The organism is Sphaerisporangium rufum, assembly GCF_016863395.1.
Taxonomy (GTDB): domain Bacteria; phylum Actinomycetota; class Actinomycetes; order Streptosporangiales; family Streptosporangiaceae; genus Sphaerisporangium; species Sphaerisporangium rufum.
Window position 1 is genome coordinate 92,449 of sequence record NZ_BOOU01000001.1, and the last position, 17,314, is coordinate 109,762.

Consider the following 17,314-nt stretch of genomic DNA (forward strand, 5'->3'; position numbering starts at 1 on the left):
CGGGGTCAGCCGCGCGGGACGGTGATGATGAGGGCGTCCCCCTGGCCGCCGCCGCCGCACAGCCCGGCCGCGCCGGTGCCGCCGCCGCGTCGCCGCAGCTCGTGGGCGAGGGCGAGGACGATGCGCGCGCCCGAGGCGCCGATCGGGTGGCCGAGCGCGATGCCGCCGCCGTTGACGTTCACCCGGTCCTCCGGCAGGCCCAGCTCCTTCATCGACTGCAGCACCACCGCGGCGAACGCCTCGTTGATCTCGACCAGGTCCAGGTCGCCGGCGGTGAGCCCCTGCTTGGCCAGCGCGTGGGAGATCGCGTTGGCCGGCTGGGACTGCAGCGAGTTGTCCGGGCCGGCCACGTTGCCGTGCGCGCCGATCTCGGCCAGCCAGTCCAGGCCGAGCTCATCGGCCTTGGCCCGGGACATCACCACGACGGCGCAGGCGCCGTCGGAGATCTGCGAGGCCGAGCCGGCGGTGATGGTGCCGTCCGCGGCGAACGCCGGGCGCAGCCGCGCCAGCGTCTCGGCGGTCGTGTCGCCCCGGACGCCCTCGTCGGCGGTGACGACCACCGGGTCGCCCTTGCGCTGCGGCAGGGTGACCGGGACGATCTCGTCGTCGAACCGGCCGTCCTTGGCCGCGGCGGCGGCCAGCTGGTGGGAGCGGGCGGAGAAGGCGTCCTGCTCGGCCCGGCCCAGACCGAGCCGGGTGTTGTGCCGCTCGGTGGACTCGCCCATGGAGACCTGATCGAATACGTCGGTGAGGCCGTCCAGCGCCATGGCGTCCACCACCTGGGCGCCGCCGTACTTGACCCCCTTGCGCATCCCGGGCAGCAGGTGCGGGGCGTTGGTCATCGACTCCATGCCGCCGGCCACCACGATGTCGAACTCGCCGGCCCGGATGAGCTGGTCGGCAAGCGCGATGGCGGAAAGGCCGGACAGGCACACCTTGTTGACGGTCAGCGAGGGCACGGTCATCGGGATGCCCGCCTTGACCGCGGCCTGCCGGGACGGGATCTGGCCGGCGCCCGCCTGGATCACCTGGCCCATGATGACGTACTGCACCTGCTCGGGAGCGACGCCCGCGCGCTCCAGAGCGGCCCTGATGGCGATGGCGCCCAGCTCGACGGCGGACAGGCCGGACAGCGAGCCGAGCAACCGGCCGATGGGAGTGCGCGCCCCGGCCACGATGACGGATCGCGACATGCCGGACGGGGTGGCGGACGGAACGGACACCATGGCCTCCATGATGGGGTCGGCGGCGACTTTGCCACCATACCTAGAACGGAACACTTCACCTGAAGGCGGCCCGTCGCCGGAGATTCTCCGGTGCGAGGGCCCATCCACGGACGGAAGGACACGCGGTGCTGCTGAGAATCGACCATGTGGGGATCGCCTGCCGGGACCTGGAGGAGAAGATCGCCTTCTATCAGGCGACGTTCGGGGTGACGGTCGTCAGCCGGGAGGTGAACCAGGAGCAGGGGGTGAAGGAGGCCATGCTGCACGTGGCCGACGGTGAGGGCGGCGGCAGCTACATCCAGTTGCTGGAGCCGCTCGGCCCCGACACCCCGGTGGGGAGGTTCCTGGCCCGGCGCGGCGAAGGGCTGCACCACGTGGCGTACGGTGTGTCCGACATCGAGGGCGCGCTGGCGGCGATCGGCGGCACCGGAGTGCGGCTGCTCGACGAGCGTCCCCGGCACGGCGCGATGGGCAGCTCGATCGCGTTTCTCCATCCGAAAGACGTGGGAGGAGTCCTGACAGAGCTCGTCGAGGCGCCGCCGCGGCCGCTCTAAGCTGCAGGAAACTCAACAATGGCTTATTCGTAACAACTCACGCAGAAAGTCTGACGGGACCTCCAATTCGGCAACACCGGAGTACGCTGGCCTACCACCGGACGTGGACACCGCCATGGATGGGCGAGCCGGGCACAGGGAACCAGGAGCGGGCGACAGCACGCTCCTGCCTTGCGAGTGCTCGCGCGCGCGCGTCGCGGGCGGGTCCCCGCTTCGGCTGTCCGCCCCCCGTCCGGCCCGTGTAGCCGTCTCGACAACCCAGGATCGAGCCTCATGCAGTCCGACATCGATGCCCAGCTGAACAATTTCTTTGAAGACGCCCCCACGCGCGAATTCGACGTGGTTCTCCGCGGTTACGACCGGCACCAGGTCCACGATCACCTGAAGCAGATCAACACCGAGCTGCAGCAGTCGCGCGAGCAGCTCTCGGCGCTGCAGCGCGAGCTTTCCGACTCCCAGCGGCAGCTGCAGGAGCAGGAGCGCCCCACCTACTCGGGGCTCGGCGCCCGCATCGAGCAGTTGCTGCGGCTGGCGGAGGAGCAGGCCACCGAGCTGGTGCAGGCGGCCCGGTCCGAGGCGAACGAGATCAAGGCGGCGGCGAAGGTCGACGCGGCCGACCTGCGGGCGGCGGCGGAGAACGAGGCGGCCGACAAGCGCGCCATGGCCACCCGCGAGACCGACGAGATGCGCACCACCGCCGAGCGCGACGCGGAGGAGATCCGCTCGACCGCCAAGCGGGAGGCCGACGAGCTGACCTCCACCACCGAGCGCGAGGTCTCCAAGCTGCGGGCCACCGCCGACCACGAGGTCGCCGAGAAGCGCGCGGACGCCGAACGCGAGATCGCCAAGCTGCGCACCACGACCGAGCGCGAGGTCGCCCAGCTGCGCGCCTCGACCAAGCGCGAGCGCGACGAGGTGCTCACCACCGCCAAGCGCCAGGCCGACGAGATGCGGGCCCAGGCGCAGCGGGTGCTGGAGGAGTCCGAGGCCAAGCGGGCGCAGGACGAGGCCGAGTTCGAGATCCAGCTGGCCGCGCGGCGCGAGGAGGCCGAGCGCCAGGAGTCCGAGCGCCACGCCACCGCCCAGGCGGCCACCCAGAAGCTGGTCGCCGAGGCCGAGCAGCGCGCCGCCACCGCCGAGCAGCGGGCCACCAAGGCCACCCAGCAGGCCGAGCAGACCCGCCGCGAGGCCGACACCCACGCCAAGCAGCTGCTGGCCAACGCCCGCAAGAACGCCGAGCAGCTGGTGTCGGACGCCAAGTCCAACGCCGAGACCATCGTCGCGGACGCCAAGTCCGAGGCCGAGCGCAACCGGTCGGTGGCGCAGCGCCAGGTGGACGAGCTCACCCGCCAGCGCGACAGCATCACCAGCCACCTCGCCCAGCTGCGCCAGCTGCTCGGCGGCGCGGCGCTGCCGGGCATGGACGACGCGCCGGCCGTGTCGGCGGCCCCGCCCAAGCCGGCCCTGGCCCCGACGCCCAGCGTGAGCGAGAAGCCGGTCCCCGCGGCCGCCCCGCAGCGGGCCGCGGCCCCGGCGGACGACGAGTCGGAGTGGTGGCAGGAGTAACCCCGCCACGCTCGTAGGGGCATCGAGGACGGCCGGCGGAGAGCCTGGCGACCACCCGGTCGCCAGGCTCTCCTCGTTGTCACCCGCCGATCGCCCGGCGAGACGGCGGCCACCCGGGCCCGCCCGGAATCGGGCGGCCGGGCGCCCCGCCGGCGGCGCGTTCGGCGCGCGTCAGGCGGTGCTGATGCCGCCGTCGATGAACAGCACCTGCCCGGTCATGTAGGCGGAGGCGTCCGCGGCCAGGAACAGCGCGGGGGCGGCGATCTCCTCGGCCGTCCCCCAGCGGCTCATCGGCACCCCCGACAGGGTGGAGCGGCTGAGATTCTCGTCCTCCCAGAGGAAGCGGTTCAGGTCGGTGGCGACCCAGCCGGGGCACAGCGCGTTGACCCGGACGCCCTGGGTGGCCCACTCCAGCGCCAGGGTCTTGGTCAGTCCGACCAGCGCCGCCTTGGCGGCGGAGTACGGCGCCATGAACGGCGCGCCGAGGGCGGCGACCGAGGCCACGTTGATCACCGAGCCGGAGCCGCGCTCCAGCAGGTAGGGGGCCGCCGCGTGGCACACGGCCATCGCCGAGTCCAGGTTCAGCTTCATGATCTTGTCCCAGCCGGACAGCCGCAGGTCCTTGAACGGGACCATGAAGTTCGAGCCGCCGGCGTTATTGACCACCACGTTCAGGTGGCCGAGCTCCTCGGCGGCCCGGCGCACCGCTGCTTCGCACGCGTCGCGGTCGGTCAGGTCGCACGGGATCACCACGGCGCGCCGGCCGCGGGCCTCGACCTCCGCGGCGACCTCGGCCAGCGTGTCCGCCGAGCGCGCGACCAGCGCGACGTCCGCGCCGGCCTCCGCGTAGGCCAGGGCGATCGCCCGCCCGATGCCCCGCGACGCGCCGGTGACGAACGCGTTCCGCCCTGAAAGATCGAAAGCCTGCACGGCACCCTCCTCATCGGAAAACCGAATAAGATTCTATGGGTGCCGCGGGCGGGCGCGCCGCCGGGTCCGGTCTTCAGACCTTGGTGGGCAACGGGTGGGCCGCCGGGTTGACCCGCCGGACGATCTCGTCCAGCACGATGCGCACGTACGGCTCGCCCACCCACAGATGCTTGGCACCGTCCACCCCGACCACCTCGGCCTGCGGCACGGCGGCGAACCGCTCCCGCGCCTCCGGCGGCCGCAGGTAGTCGTCGAACTCCGGCACCAGGGCGACCAGCGGCCGGCCGAACTCGGCCCAGGCGGCCAGGTCGGCGTCGCCGGCCCGCTTCAGCGGCGGCGACAGCAGGATCGCGCCGCGCACCAGCGGGTCGTGCCCCCACTTCAGCGCCAGCTCGGTGCCGAAGGACCAGCCGAGCAGCCAGCAGTTCGGCAGGTCGTGGAACTCGGCGTACTCCAGCGCCGCCGCCACGTCGTACCGCTCGCCCTCGCCGTCCTCGAACGACCCCTCGGAGGTGCCGCGATCGGAGGTGGTGCCCCGGGTGTTGAACCGCAGCACGGCCAGCCCGGCCAGCGCGGGCAACCGGTAGGCGGCCTTGCGCAGCACGTGGCTGTCCATCATGCCCTCGGCCGTCGGCAGCGGGTGCAGGCAGATCAGCGTGGCCGCCGGGCGGCCCTCCGGTGGCAGGGCGAGCTCGCCCACCAGGGTCAGGCCGTCGGCCGTGTGCAACTCGATGTCCTGCCGCACGGCGGGCAGTACGGTCGACGAGCGGATCTCCTCCACCAGACCTCCTCAGGTCACTCGGGTTACGCGGGCCGGCGCGGGCGGTCGCGTTCTCAGTAGCGGGACCGCCCGGGGCCGCGGTCGGCGCGCTTACGCCAGCACGCGGTGTGCCAGTGGCGCCGCTCCCCCTCGCCGCCGGTCCAGTTCGGCCAGCTGACCACGTGCGGCAGCGCGCCGACGATCTCCTGCTCGCAGCCGGGGCAGCGGTACACCTTCCCCGGGGCCGTGCCGGCCACCCGGCGCACCTTCCAGTCCCCGTCCGGCCACTCCTCCACGCGCTCCATGCCGTGCAGCACCGCGTCCAGCGGCCGGGGCGGCGGCGCGGCGCGGCCACGCCGGTCGGAGGGTTCGGCGCGGCGGGCTCGGCGGGGGCTCATATCCAGCGAACGTCCATGTCGCGGGGGTTCTTCCTGGATTCGTCAGGACTGCCGGAACCCCGGCACCCCGGCGGTCACCAGGCGGTCCAGCAGCGGCGCCGGGGCGAACGACGGCTCGCGGTACTCGGCGTACAGGGCGCGCAGGCCGTCGCGCACGGTGGCGGGCCCGAGGGCGTCCAGCGTCTCGAACGGCCCGGCGGGGTAGCCGCAGCCGAGCCGCATCGCGGTGTCGATGTCCGCCATCTCGGCGTAGCCGGCGTCGTGCATGCGCACCGCGTCGTTCAGGTACGGGTACAGCAGCGCCTCCACCACGAACCCGGCCCGGTCGGCGCACGGCACCGGCGTGCGGCCGAGGGCGCGGGCGACGTCACCGGCGGCCGCCGCGGCCCGCGGCGAGGTGAGCACGGTGGAGACCACCTCGGCGACGCGGTCGCCCACCAGGTGCAGGCCGGCCAGGCGGTCGGGGTGCGGCAGGCCCGCCGCGTGCTCGACGACCGGGGTCCGCGAGACCGCCAGCACGACGTCGGCGTCGGCCGGCCCGGCGGCCGCCACCCCCGCGGCGGCCAGCTCGGCCGAAAGGCCCGCGCCGTCACCGAGCACGCACGCCGAGGCGACCGGCGGCGCCGCCGCCGGGGCGACGTCCGGGGCGACACCGGCGGCCGGCGCGGCACCGCCGTAGGCGTGGAAGCCGCGGCCGCTCTTGCGGCCGAGCAGCCCGGCGGTGACCATCTCGCGCAGGATCGGCGCCGGCGCGTGCCGGCGGTCGCGGGTCTCCTGGAACAGCACCTCGCACACCTCGTACACGACGTCCAGGCCGATCAGGTCCATCAGCGCGAACGGCCCCATCGGCAGGCCGGCGCCGTCCCGCATCGCGGCGTCGATGTCACCCACGGCGGCGACGCCCTGCTCCAGCAGGGTGGCGGCGTGGTTGAGGTAGGCGAGCAGCAGCCGGTTGACCACGAATCCGGCCCGGTCGCCCACGGTCACCGGAGTCTTGCCCAGCAGGCGGGCCAGCTCGGCGACCTCGGCGGCCAGGCCGTCCTCGGCGACCATGGTGTGCACCACCTCCACCAGGCGCATCACCGGGGCCGGGTTGAAGAAGTGCATGCCCACCACCCGGCCGGGGCGCGAGGTGGTGGCGGCGATCGCGGTGACCGGCAGGGAGGAGGTGTTGGTGGCCAGCACCGCGTCCGGCCGGCACACCCGGTCCAGGTCGGCGAACAGGGCCCGCTTGTAGTCCATGACCTCGGGGATCGCCTCGACCACCACGTCGGCGCCGGCGAGGGCCGCCAGGGAGTCGGTGAAGGTGATCCGGCCCATGATCTCCGCGCGGCCGGCCTCGGTCAGCCGGCCGCGCCCCACCGCCCGGTCAAGCGACCGGGTCAGGTGCCCGCGCCCGCGCTCCAGCGCGCCGGGGTCGACCTCCACCCCGGTCACCTCCAGCCCCGCGCGGGCGAAGACCTCGGCGATGCCGGCTCCCATGGTGCCGAGCCCCACCACTCCGGCCGTCCTGAACGCGCGTGCCATCCCATCCTCCTCCGTCGCTGCCGGCCAGTCTCGCAGAGCCCGCTCCGATGGCCGGTGACACCCCCCGCGACCACGGGCAGGCGGTAGGGTTGGCGTCCATGCGGCTGGTCATCGCGCGGTGCAGCGTCGATTACGTGGGGCGGCTCACCGCCCACCTACCGATGGCGCCCCGGCTCATCTTGATCAAGGGGGACGGCTCGGTGAGCGTCCATGCCGACGACCGCGCCTACAAGCCGCTCAACTGGATGAGCCCGCCGTGCCGGCTCCGCGAGGAGGGCGGCACCTGGACGGTCACGCACGGCAAGACCGGCGAGCGGCTGATCCTCACCATCGAGGAGATCCTGCACGACTCCTCGCACGAGCTCGGTGTCGACCCCGGCCTGCGCAAGGACGGTGTGGAGGCCCACCTGCAGGAGCTGCTGGCCCAGCACATCGAGACGCTGGGCGACGGCTGGTCGCTGATCCGGCGGGAGTTCCCCACCGCCATCGGCCCGGTGGACATCCTGTGCCGGGACCGGCTCGGCGGCACGGTGGCCGTCGAGATCAAGCGGCGCGGCGAGATCGACGGCGTCGAGCAGCTGACAAGGTACCTGGAGCTGCTCAACCGGGACACGCTGCTCGCGCCGGTGAAGGGCGTGTTCGCCGCGCAGGAGATCCGGCCGCAGGCCCGGGTGCTCGCCGTCGACCGCGGCATCGAGTGCGTCACCCTCGACTACGACGCGCTACGCGGCATCGAACGCACCGACACCCTCTTCTGACCCGTCCCGGCCCGCGGGCGGTGACCTCGCCCATCCCGGCCTGCGGGCGGTGATCTCGCACTGCCCACCCCGCCCGGAGAAACCCGGTTCGGCGGGCCGCCGTCCACCTGACCGGCGCCGGCCTTGATCGCTCACAGCGAACACGTGAAGCGTTCCGGTCCGAGCGGCCAATACGTCATGTGACTGATTCACACCCCCCTGACCGCGGCGCCCCGCGCCGCTCCGGTCGCCCGGCCCGCACCGCGGCGGCCCTCTCCCGCACCGCGGCGGCGCTGTCCCGCCGCCGGCCGGCCGCCGGGTCCGCCCGGCCACGACGTGCCAGGACGGCCGCCTCGGGGGCGCCGCCGATCCTGGCCCTGCTGGCGGGCCTGCTGGCGGCCGGGCCGGCCGCCGGCCCGGCGGCCGCGGCCACCGGCCCCGCCGGGCCGGTGCCGGACGCCCGGCCCGGTACCGCCCGGACGGTGACCCTGATCACCGGCGACCGGGTGACGATGATCGGTGACGCCACCGCGGTGACCCCGGCGGCCGGCCGGGAGAAGGTCGGCTTCCACACCAGCGAGGTGGCCGGCCGGCTGCGCGTGGTGCCGGGTGACGCGCTGCCGCTGCTGCGCCAAGGCCGCCTCGACCCGCGGCTGTTCGACGTGACGACCCTGCTGGAGTACGGCTACGACCGCCGCGACGCCCTGCCCGTCATCGTGACCCACGCCGGCGGCGCCGCCGCCCGGACCGCCCGCACCCGGGTCGCCGGGGACGGCGAGGTGACCCGGGAACTGCCCGCGGTGGACGGCCTGGCCGTCACGGTCCCCCGGCGCGGCGCCCCGGCGTTCTGGACCGGGCTGACCGGCGGGACCGGCGCCCGGACCTTGGCCGCCGGAGTGACCAAGATCTGGCTGGACGGCCGCGCCCGGCCGTCCCTGGACGTCAGCGTCCGGCAGATCGGCGCACCGGCCGCCTGGGAGAAGGGTTACACCGGCACCGGCGTCAAGGTGGCCGTGCTGGACACCGGCATCGACGCCGCCCATCCCGACCTGGCCGGCAAGGTGGCGGCCCGGGCCGACTTCACCGAGGAACCCGACGAGCGCGACACCGTCGGGCACGGCACGCACGTGGCCTCGACGATCGCCGGGAGCGGCGCCGCGTCCGGCGGGAGGTACCGCGGGGTGGCGCCGGGCGCGACCCTGCTGGACGGCAAGGTGTGCGGCGAAGGCTACTGCGCCGAGTCGTCGATCATCGCGGGCATGCAGTGGGCGGCCGAGCAGGGCGCCGCGGTGGCCAACCTCAGCCTGGGCGGCGAGGACGCCCCCGGCGAGGACCCGCTGGAGGAGGCGGTGCGCACGCTGACCGCGCGTTACGGCACGCTGTTCGTCGCGGCGGCCGGCAACTACGGCGGTCCGGCGACCGTCGGATCCCCCTCGACCGCGGACGATGCCCTGGCGGTCGGCGCGGTGTCCAAGAGCGGGGAGCTCGCGCCGTTCTCCAGCCGCGGCCCGCGCGCCGGCGACGACGGGCTCAAGCCGGACATCACCGCCCCCGGCGTGGACATCACCGCCGCCCGCAGCGGCGACTCCCCCGGCACCGGCGCCTACATCGCCCGGTCGGGCACCTCGATGGCCACCCCGCACGTCAGCGGGGCCGCCGCCATCCTGGCCGGCCTGCACCCGGACTGGCCGGCGGCCCGGCTGAAGGCCACCCTGATGGCCACCGCCCGCCCGGCCGCCGCCGAGGTGTACGCCCAAGGCGCGGGCCTGGTGGACGTGGCCGGCGCGATCGGGCAGGCCGTCACCGCCGACCCGCCGAGCCTGAGTTTCGGCCGGCAGGCCTGGCCGCACGGCGACGACGAGCCGGTGACCCGGCGGCTGACGTACCGCAACGCGGGGGCCGCCGCGGTGACCTTGCGCCTGTCGGTCCGGGCGGTGGACGGCGACGGCCGGCCGCTGCCGGACGAGCTGTTCACGGTCGACCCGCCGGCCGTCACCGTCCCGGCGGGCGGCACCGCCGGGGTGACGGTGACCGCCGACACCCGGGCGGCGGTGCCCGACGGCCGGCTGGGCGGCCACCTGATCGCCGCCGGGGACGGCGGGGTCGCGGTGAGCGTCCCGCTCGGCGTGCACAAGGAGGTGGAGAGCTACGACCTCACCTTGGAGCACGTCGGCCGGGACGGGGCCGCCGCGGCCGAGTTCGAGACCACCGTCCTGCGGACCGACGTCGCCTACGAGGAGGCGAGCGTGCGGTGGGTGCTTCCGGGAGAACCGGCGACGCTGCGGCTGCCCCGGGGCCGTTACACCATCGACGGGCGGATCCTGGACGAGGCGGGGGTGGCCATGATGGTCCATCCGCGGCTGGAGCTGACCTCCTCGCAGACCCTGCGGGTGGACGCCCGGCTGGCCCGGCCGCTGGCGATCGGCGCCCCGGACCCCGCGGCGGAGCCGCTGATGGCCGAGGTGACCCACAGCGGCGCGTTCCAGGACGGCGCCCGGTACGGCATCGGCTTCCTCGGACCGGATCCGGCCCGGATGTCCACGGCCCAGCTCGGCCCGGACCAGGGCCACGAAGGGCTGGTGACCAAGGTCGCCGGCCAGTGGGCCGCGGACGGCGGGGACGCCTACCGGCTGACCTGGTTCGTGCCCGGCCGGGTGCCCACCGGTTTCACCCGCCGGGTCCGGCGGCCGGAGCTGGCGGAGATCCGCACCGACTACGCCCGGCAGATGGCCGCGGACGGCGTCACCGGCGAGGCGGCGAGCGGGGCGTACCCGCCCACCGGCCGGTTCCGCGCGTACCTCGCGCCGACCACCTTCCCGCTGCCGTCGGTCCGCACCGAGTACGTCAACACCGACGGCGGCATCCACTGGCGGCGGTACTTCTGGGAGGTGGCGCCGAGCGGCGAGAACAACACCGGCGTCTCGGCCGTCAACCGCTACGAGCCGGGCCGGCGGGTCACCGAGCGGTGGAACCGCGGGGCGTTCGGGCCGGCTTTGCCCGACGCGGAGCTGGCCGCCGGGGTGACCCGGACCGGTGACGTGCTCGCGGTCGGCGTCCCGCTCTACGGGGACGGCGCCGGGCGGATGGGCCTGAGCACCCGCGCCACCGGGAGCATCGCGCTGTACCGCGACGGGAGCCCGCTCGCCGAGCGGCCGGACCCGTACTACAACGAGTTCGAGCTGCCCGCCGCCGCCGGTGAATACCGGCTGGTGATGGCCGCGACCCGGGCGGAGCCGAACGTGCTCGCCACCCGCACCTCGGTGGAGTGGACGTTCCGGTCGGCCACCGTGCCCGGCGATCGGCCCGCGCCGCTGCCGGTCGCGGTGGTCTCCTTCGCCCCGCCGCTCGACCGGGACAACGCGGCCCCGGCCGGCCGGACGGTCACGGTGCCGGTGACGGTGCGGGCGCAGGCCGGCGGCGGCGCCTGGCCGGCCGTACCGGCGGTGGAGGTGTCCTATGACGACGGGGGCCACTGGCAGGCCGTCCCGGTGGTCCAGGGCGCCGGCGGTGGCCGGGTGCTGCTGCGGCACCCGGACCGGGACGGTTTCGTCTCGCTGCGGGCGCGGGCCGCCGGCCCGGGCGGCGCGACGGTGCGGCAGACCGTCATCCGGGCCTACCGGATCGTCCGCTGAAGCAGCCGGGCTCCCGGAGCCCGGAGGGCCGCCGCCGGCCCGGCGGCGGCCCGCCATTCGAACGCCCAGACAAACGGACAAAACTCTTATACACCGCTTAGGTCAGGACATCGATTCTTAATGACGAACAGCCTGATTCATGGATCAATCCCCTGACCTGGACGATCACCGAGTGATCATCCAATTACCGAGCGAATTAGATGGCGAAGTAGCGCAACAAAACAGGGTGCTTCGTGCATCTAGTGGGCAGAGGGGCCGGCACGGGAAGCAGGTGTGATGTCACGCCAGGGCGGAACGAGTCCGCCGGGCGCGCGCGCCTCCGGTGCCGTCGAAGAAGAAGTTCCGACGCCCATGGCGATCCGGCCGGATCGCCATGGGCTCCATATTCGAGGGGTCCACGGGGTGCTGAGGAAACTACGCGGGATCGCGGCGAGGCTGGCAGGCCGGCTGCTGCGGGCACAGAACGCCCGGCGGGCCCGGCGGGCACCGGCCCGCACCGCCGATCCGGTACGGATCCTGCTGCTGCACGCCTACGGGATGGGTGGAACGATCCGCACGGTGCTCAACCAGGCCGCCCACCTCTCCCGGCACCGGGAGGTGGAGATCGTCAGCCTGGTCCGCAACGTCGAGGAGCCCTTCTTCGCGATGCCGCCCGGCGTGCGGGTCTCGTTCATCGATGACCGGACCGTGCCGCGCGGCCGGATCGCCGAATGGCTGGCGAACCGGCCGAGCAGGCTGATCCCCGAACAGGAGAAGGCCTACCTGACCATGAACCTGCTCACCGACCTGCGGCTGGTGCGCTTCCTGCGGTCGCTGCGCGGCGGGGTGGTCATCGGGACCCGGCCGGCGTTCAACCTGCTCATCGGCCGGTTCGCGCCGCCGGAGGTCATCACCATCGCCCAGGAGCACGTGCCGTACGAGTCGCACGCCCCGGAGCTGCACGCGGAAATGAAGCGGTACTACGGCAACGTGGACCTGCTCGCCACCCTCACCCAGGCCGACCACCGGCATTTCACCAAACTGCTGAAGAAACGCCCGCCCGGGCAGCTGGTCCAGGTGCCGAACGCCATCCCGGAACTGGACGGGAACGTCTCCTCGCTGACGGAGAAGACGGTCGTCGCCATCGGCCGGGTCGTGCACGCCAAGGGGTTCGACCGGCTGGTGAACGCCTGGAAGGAGGTGGCGCCGCGCCACCCCGACTGGGTGCTGCGCATCTACGGCGGCGGGACCGAGGAGCGGGAGGCGCGGCTGCGGGCCCGCATCGAGGACGCCGGGCTGACCGGGAAGATCCTTCTCATGGGACCGGCCCGGGAGATCGGCGTCGAGCTGTCCAAGGCCTCGATCTTCGTGATGAGCTCGCGCTACGAGGGCTTCCCCATGACGATCCTCGAGGCGATGAGCAAGGGCGTGCCGGTGGTCAGCTTCGACTGCCCGGTCGGCCCCCGGGAGATCATCACCGACGGGCACGACGGCCTGCTCGTCCGGTCCAAGAAGGCCGCCGCCCTCGGCGAGGCGCTGTGCCGGGTGATCGAGGACCCGGCGCTACGCCGGGCGCTCGGCACCGCGGCGCTGGACACCGCCGCGGGATACCGCCTCGACGTCATCGGGGCCCGCTGGGACGCGCTGCTGGCCGAGCTGGCCGACGACCGGCAGTTCCCCGAGCTGATCGGCACCACCGGCTGATCCCGCTGGCGGGGGGCACCGGCGCCCGTCCCGGCGGGCTAGGGTGGCCAGAGGTCCCCCGAAACGGGGACGGCGCCCGCCCGCGTCCCGGTCCGGTGGCGGGCGCGGCCAGGAACGGCCCGGGGAGGAGACGCCATGTCCACCACGTCCGCCCGATCCGCCCGACCCGCCGCCGCCGGGCGGGCCTCGTTCGACTCGGTGAACCCGGCGACCGGCGCCGTCGTGGGCACCCACCCGGTGCACGACGCCGAGGCGGTCGGCGCCGCGGTGGCGGCCGCGGGCGAGGCGGCCGGCTGGTGGGCGGGGCTCGGCTTCGACGGCCGCCGGCGGGTGCTGCTCGACTACAAGGCCGTGCTCACCCGCGAGCTGCGCCGCATCGCCGCGCTGGCGCACGAGGAGACCGGCAAGCCGATCGCCGACGCCACCCTGGAGACCGTGCTCGCCATCACCCATCTCGACTGGGCGGCGCGCAACGCCCGCAAGGTGCTCGGCCGCCGCCGGGTCGGCACCGGACTGATCGGCGCCAACCTGGCCGCCACCCTGGAGTACCTCCCGCTCGGCGTGGTCGGGGTGATCGGCCCGTGGAACTACCCGGTGTTCACCCCCATGGGCTCGATCGCCTACGCCCTGGCCGCCGGGAACGCGGTGGTGTTCAAGCCGAGCGAGCTCACCCCCGGCGTCGGCGCGCTGCTCGCCGAGCTGTTCGCCGAGTGCGTCCCGGACCGGCCGGTGTTCCAGGTGGTCACCGGCCTCGGCGAGACCGGCGCCGCGCTGGCCGGCCATCCCGGTGTCGGCAAGATCGCCTTCACCGGCTCGACCGCCACCGCCAAGCGCGTCATGGCCGCCTGCGCCGAGAACCTCACCCCGATGGTGGCCGAGTGCGGCGGCAAGGACGCGCTGATCGTCGACGCCGACGCCGACCTGGCCGCGGCCGCCGACGCCGCCGTGTGGGGCGCGATGTCCAACGCCGGCCAGACCTGCGTGGGCGTGGAGCGGGTGTACGTGGTCGAACGCGTCTACGACGACTTCATGCGCGAGCTGACCGAGCGGGCCCGGGGCGTGCGCTCCGGCGAGCACTACGGGCCGATCACCATGCCCGAGCAGACCGACATCATCCGGCGGCACGTGGACGACGCGCTGGCCCGGGGCGGCCGGGCCGTCGTCGGCGGCGCGGACTCGGTGCGGCCTCCCTACGTGGACCCGGTCGTGCTCGCCGACGTCCCGGAGGACTCGGCGGCGGTCCGGGAGGAGACCTTCGGGCCGACGCTCACCGTGCGCAAGGTGGCGACGGTGTCCGAGGCGCTGGAGCGGGCCAACGCCGTCGCCTACGGCCTGGGCGGCACGATCTTCTCCGGCAACCCCCGCCGGGCCATGGAGCTGGCCCGGTCGATGCTGTCCGGCATGACGGCGATCAACTCGGTCATCTCGTTCGCCGGCGTCCCCTCGCTGCCGTTCGGCGGCACCGGCGACTCCGGCTTCGGCCGCATCCACGGCGCGGACGGGCTGCGCGAATTCACCCGGCCGAAGGCGATCTCCCGGCAGCGGTTCGCGGTGCCGGGAATGAACCTGACGAGTTTCTCCCGCAGCCCGGCGGATCTGGAGCGGCTGGTGAAGTTGGTCACGTTCCTGCACGGCCGACGCAAGAGCTAGTTGTCCTGATACTTCCCGAAAAACGATCTTGCGTCCATAATGATGGGTTCCTACGGGCCAGCAGGACGTGAGGTGGGCAGTGGCGACCGGACGCGACTACCGGGGCATGACCGCGCAGCAGCGATTAGCCGACCGCAGGGAGCGCCTGCTCGCCGCCGCGTACACGTCGTTCGCCCGGGTCGGCTTCACCGCGACCACGATCGAGCGGCTGTGTGCGGCGGCCCGCATCTCCAACCGGGCATTCTATGAATGTTTCACCGGCCGGGAGGACCTGATGCGGGCCATCTACGAGCGGTGCGTGGACGAGACCCTCCTCACCGTCGCCAAGGCCATCGGCGAGGCGCCGCCGGACCCGGGCAGCCGCATCAAGGCCGGCCTCGGCGCCTACATCTCGTTCGTCACCCAGGACGCCCGGCGGGCCCGGATCATGCACCTGGAGGTGCGACGGGCCGGGGACGTGCTCACCGCGCACCGCCAGCGCGCGGTCGGCGCCTTCGCCCAGATCATCGAGGAGTCCCTGGACGGGGTGCCGGACCTGCCGCCCGCGCGGATGCACCTGCTGGCCCTCGGCCTGGTCGGCGCGCTGCAGGAACTGCTCATCGAGTACGTGCTCGCGGCCGATCCGCCGCCGCTGGAGCACCTCACCGAGACCGCGGTGCACATCTTCACCCGGACCTTCATCTTCTGACCGCCGTCTCCAGACGGCCGGCCGGGCGGATCCGCTCAGGCGGCCGCCGCCGCGGGGACCTCCACCCGCAGCACCCGGTGCAGCCGGGTGATCGCCAGCAGCCGCATCACCCGCGGCGGCACGTCGCGCAGCACCAGGCGCCGCTCGGCGCGCAGGGCCCGGCGATGCGTGCCGACCAGCACGCCCAGCCCGGTCGCGTCGATCATCTCCAGCCGGGAGCAGTCGACGACCATGTCACCCGCGCCGGAGTCGACCGCGGCGTGCAGGCGGGGCCGCAGCCGGGCGACCGTACCCGCGTCCAGGCGCGGGCCGACCTCGACGATCTGGCGCTCCTGAATGGTCGGGGTTGGCATTCCTCCTCCTTCACCGGCGGCCGATGAAGGCCGCCCGATCACCCTTCCCACTCAGCCGCCGCTCACTCCTGTCCCCCGGCCGCCGCCCGGCCCCGGCGCGGTTACGCTGGCGGCATGACGCGCCCTGACAACGACAAGCCCGTGGTGCTGTCCACCATCTACACCCGGACCGGAGACGACGGCAGCACGACCCTCGGCGACATGAGCCGCACGTCCAAGACCGACCCGCGGCTGGCCGCGTACGCCGACACCGAGGAGGCCAACGCCGCCATCGGGGTCGCGGTGGCCCTCGGCGGGCTCTCCCCCGACATCGTCGAGGTGCTCGCCGTGGTGCAGAACGAGCTGTTCGACGTCGGTGCGGACCTGTGCTGCCCGGTACGCGACAATCCGGAGTTCCCGCCGCTCCGGGTGGAGCAGGGCTACATCGAGCGCCTGGAGGCGTCCTGCGACCGTTTCAACGCCGATCTGCGGCCGCTGCGGAGCTTCATCCTGCCCGGCGGCACCCCCGGGACCGCGCTGCTGCATCAGGCCCGCACGGTCGTGCGGCGGGCCGAGCGCACCACCTGGGCGGCCCTGGCGGCCCACGAGGACGTCAACCCGCTCACCGCCACCTATCTCAACCGGCTGAGCGACCTGCTGTTCATCCTCTGCCGCGTCGCCGCCGGCGGCCAGGAACTCCTCTGGCGCCCCGGCGCCACCCGCTGACCGACGGCGCGGGGCCCGGCCGGGCTACCAGCCAGGTTACGCGGCGTCGAGGTGGGCGCTGGGCGGGGCGGACTCGACCCAGGCGAGGAAGCCGGTGAGGGCGTCCTCGCTCATCGCGAGCGAGACGCCGGCGCAGTCGACGGTCCAGTAGCCGGCCGGGCCGTCCTCGCCGGTCAGCGGGCGCCGGGTGGAAACGGTGAGGCCGCGCCTCGCGATGGCGTGGCGCGGCCTCAGTCGCAGTCCCAGGAATGGAATCCAGTGGAGCTCTCCCCCGGCGTACCGGGCTACCCCGCTCCGCCAGGACCGGCCTCCGGTGCGGAGGCTGCATATGATGTTGCCGCGGGCACGTGCGAGCACGACTCCGCGGATCACCATGAGGGCGGCGATCGCCACAACGCTTGCCAGGATGTCCAGCGCCGCCATCGTCGCCCCCACGTTCTGTCGTCCGCCTGCTAGACCTCTTCCCCGGCCGCGCGCAGCCGGGCTCTCGCCCGCTTCGCCGCGATCTGGGCCTGCTCGTCCTCGGCGGAGGCGTCGACGGAGGCGAGCGCGCGCTGCAGCGCGTCCCGGGCCTCCGCCACGTCCACCTCGGAACCGAGCTCGGCCGACTCGGCGAGGACCGAGACGTCGTTGTCGGCCACCGAGAGGAACCCGCCGTGCACGGCGGCGGCGATGTCGCCGCCCTCGCTGCGCTTGATGCGAAGGACGCCGCCCTCCACGAGGACGCCGAGCACAGGGGCGTGGTTCGGCATAATACCGATCTCGCCGTCCACGGTCTTGGCAATCACCATGTCCGCTTCGCCGGACCAGATCTCGCGTTCCGGCGACACGACGCCGATGCGGAGTTTTGCCATCACACACCTTCCTTGCGGGCCGGCCCGGGGACGCCGGGCCGGCACCGGGTC

General features: G+C 73.9%; 16 protein-coding genes. 8 read left to right on the forward strand and 8 right to left on the reverse strand.

All coding sequences use genetic code 11. The features are described from left to right. Nucleotides 1–5: 5 nt before the first annotated feature. Nucleotides 6–1,193, reverse strand: coding sequence for an acetyl-CoA C-acetyltransferase (locus tag Sru01_RS00445; protein WP_203981805.1), 1,188 nt, complete (start codon nucleotides 1,191–1,193; stop codon nucleotides 6–8). Between the two features lie 158 nt (nucleotides 1,194–1,351). Between Sru01_RS00445 and mce the strand changes: the two genes are divergently transcribed. Together mce and Sru01_RS00455 are read left to right on the forward strand one after the other, a co-directional pair. After that, a complete protein-coding gene (gene mce, locus Sru01_RS00450; protein ID WP_203981768.1) occupies nucleotides 1,352–1,780 on the forward strand; it encodes a methylmalonyl-CoA epimerase in 429 nt (142 codons plus the stop codon). 273 nt (nucleotides 1,781–2,053) lie between these two features. Next, the gene (locus Sru01_RS00455) at nucleotides 2,054–3,346 is read left to right on the forward strand and encodes a DivIVA domain-containing protein (protein WP_203981769.1); all 1,293 of its coding nucleotides are present in this window, start codon (nucleotides 2,054–2,056) and stop codon (nucleotides 3,344–3,346) included. A 171-nt stretch (nucleotides 3,347–3,517) separates the two neighbouring features. Here Sru01_RS00455 and Sru01_RS00460 read toward each other — a convergent pair whose 3' ends face one another. From Sru01_RS00460 to Sru01_RS00475, 4 genes are all read right to left on the reverse strand, one after another. Next, on the reverse strand, nucleotides 3,518–4,276 hold the full coding sequence (locus Sru01_RS00460) for an SDR family NAD(P)-dependent oxidoreductase (protein ID WP_203981770.1): 759 nt from the start codon (nucleotides 4,274–4,276) through the stop codon (nucleotides 3,518–3,520). A 73-nt stretch (nucleotides 4,277–4,349) separates the two neighbouring features. Further along, a complete protein-coding gene (locus tag Sru01_RS00465) occupies nucleotides 4,350–5,057 on the reverse strand; it encodes an alpha/beta hydrolase (protein ID WP_203981771.1) in 708 nt (235 codons plus the stop codon). Between the two features lie 53 nt (nucleotides 5,058–5,110). Beyond that, nucleotides 5,111–5,434 carry an Rv1322 family protein gene (locus Sru01_RS00470; RefSeq protein WP_203981772.1) on the reverse strand — a complete coding sequence of 108 codons (324 nt, stop codon included), beginning with the start codon at nucleotides 5,432–5,434 and terminating at the stop codon, nucleotides 5,111–5,113. 42 nt (nucleotides 5,435–5,476) lie between these two features. Then, nucleotides 5,477–6,961: a 3-hydroxyacyl-CoA dehydrogenase family protein gene (locus Sru01_RS00475; RefSeq protein ID WP_203981773.1), complete on the reverse strand. Its 1,485-nt coding sequence runs from the start codon at nucleotides 6,959–6,961 to the stop codon at nucleotides 5,477–5,479. Nucleotides 6,962–7,059: 98 nt separating this feature from the next. On the opposite strand from Sru01_RS00475, the gene nucS reads away from it, so the two are divergent. From nucS to Sru01_RS00500, 5 genes are all read left to right on the forward strand, one after another. Beyond that, entirely contained in the window at nucleotides 7,060–7,719 is a 660-nt protein-coding gene (nucS, locus tag Sru01_RS00480) for an endonuclease NucS (RefSeq protein WP_203981774.1), read from the forward strand. Between the two features lie 179 nt (nucleotides 7,720–7,898). Further along, entirely contained in the window at nucleotides 7,899–11,330 is a 3,432-nt protein-coding gene (locus tag Sru01_RS00485; protein WP_203981775.1) for a S8 family serine peptidase, read from the forward strand. A 402-nt stretch (nucleotides 11,331–11,732) separates the two neighbouring features. Then, the gene (locus Sru01_RS00490; protein WP_239136653.1) at nucleotides 11,733–13,013 is read left to right on the forward strand and encodes a glycosyltransferase family 4 protein; all 1,281 of its coding nucleotides are present in this window, start codon (nucleotides 11,733–11,735) and stop codon (nucleotides 13,011–13,013) included. Nucleotides 13,014–13,148: 135 nt separating this feature from the next. Next, nucleotides 13,149–14,663: an aldehyde dehydrogenase family protein gene (locus Sru01_RS00495; protein ID WP_203981777.1), complete on the forward strand. Its 1,515-nt coding sequence runs from the start codon at nucleotides 13,149–13,151 to the stop codon at nucleotides 14,661–14,663. A 79-nt stretch (nucleotides 14,664–14,742) separates the two neighbouring features. Beyond that, nucleotides 14,743–15,351: a TetR/AcrR family transcriptional regulator gene (locus Sru01_RS00500; protein ID WP_239136655.1), complete on the forward strand. Its 609-nt coding sequence runs from the start codon at nucleotides 14,743–14,745 to the stop codon at nucleotides 15,349–15,351. A 35-nt stretch (nucleotides 15,352–15,386) separates the two neighbouring features. On the opposite strand, the gene Sru01_RS00505 is transcribed toward Sru01_RS00500, so the two are convergent. Continuing rightward, nucleotides 15,387–15,704, reverse strand: a complete 318-nt coding sequence (locus Sru01_RS00505) for an STAS domain-containing protein (protein WP_203981778.1) — start codon at nucleotides 15,702–15,704, stop codon at nucleotides 15,387–15,389. Nucleotides 15,705–15,818: 114 nt separating this feature from the next. Here Sru01_RS00505 and Sru01_RS00510 point away from each other — a divergent pair, with 114 nt between their 5' ends. Continuing rightward, a complete protein-coding gene (locus tag Sru01_RS00510) occupies nucleotides 15,819–16,409 on the forward strand; it encodes a cob(I)yrinic acid a,c-diamide adenosyltransferase (protein WP_203981779.1) in 591 nt (196 codons plus the stop codon). A gap of 36 nt (nucleotides 16,410–16,445) precedes the next feature. On the opposite strand, the gene Sru01_RS00515 is transcribed toward Sru01_RS00510, so the two are convergent. Together Sru01_RS00515 and Sru01_RS00520 are read right to left on the reverse strand one after the other, a co-directional pair. Next, complete coding sequence (locus tag Sru01_RS00515; RefSeq protein ID WP_239136657.1) at nucleotides 16,446–16,844, reverse strand: DUF2550 domain-containing protein; 399 nt, start codon at nucleotides 16,842–16,844, stop codon at nucleotides 16,446–16,448. A 17-nt stretch (nucleotides 16,845–16,861) separates the two neighbouring features. After that, complete coding sequence (locus Sru01_RS00520) at nucleotides 16,862–17,263, reverse strand: F0F1 ATP synthase subunit epsilon (RefSeq protein ID WP_203981780.1); 402 nt, start codon at nucleotides 17,261–17,263, stop codon at nucleotides 16,862–16,864. Between the last annotated feature and the right edge of the window lie 51 nt (nucleotides 17,264–17,314).

Excerpts from the sequence above, each read along its gene's own strand:
- Sru01_RS00505 (WP_203981778.1), bottom strand. The coding sequence starts at position 15,704 with ATGCCAACCCCGACCATTCAGGAGCGCCAGATCGTCGAGGTCGGCCCG.
- Sru01_RS00445 (WP_203981805.1), bottom strand. The coding sequence starts at position 1,193 with ATGTCGCGATCCGTCATCGTGGCCGGGGCGCGCACTCCCATCGGCCGG.
- Sru01_RS00495 (WP_203981777.1), top strand. The coding sequence starts at position 13,149 with ATGTCCACCACGTCCGCCCGATCCGCCCGACCCGCCGCCGCCGGGCGG.
- Sru01_RS00470 (WP_203981772.1), bottom strand. The coding sequence starts at position 5,434 with ATGAGCCCCCGCCGAGCCCGCCGCGCCGAACCCTCCGACCGGCGTGGC.
- Sru01_RS00455 (WP_203981769.1), top strand. The coding sequence starts at position 2,054 with ATGCAGTCCGACATCGATGCCCAGCTGAACAATTTCTTTGAAGACGCC.
- Sru01_RS00475 (WP_203981773.1), bottom strand. The coding sequence starts at position 6,961 with ATGGCACGCGCGTTCAGGACGGCCGGAGTGGTGGGGCTCGGCACCATG.
- Sru01_RS00520 (WP_203981780.1), bottom strand. The coding sequence starts at position 17,263 with ATGGCAAAACTCCGCATCGGCGTCGTGTCGCCGGAACGCGAGATCTGG.
- nucS (WP_203981774.1), top strand. The coding sequence starts at position 7,060 with ATGCGGCTGGTCATCGCGCGGTGCAGCGTCGATTACGTGGGGCGGCTC.
- Sru01_RS00510 (WP_203981779.1), top strand. The coding sequence starts at position 15,819 with ATGACGCGCCCTGACAACGACAAGCCCGTGGTGCTGTCCACCATCTAC.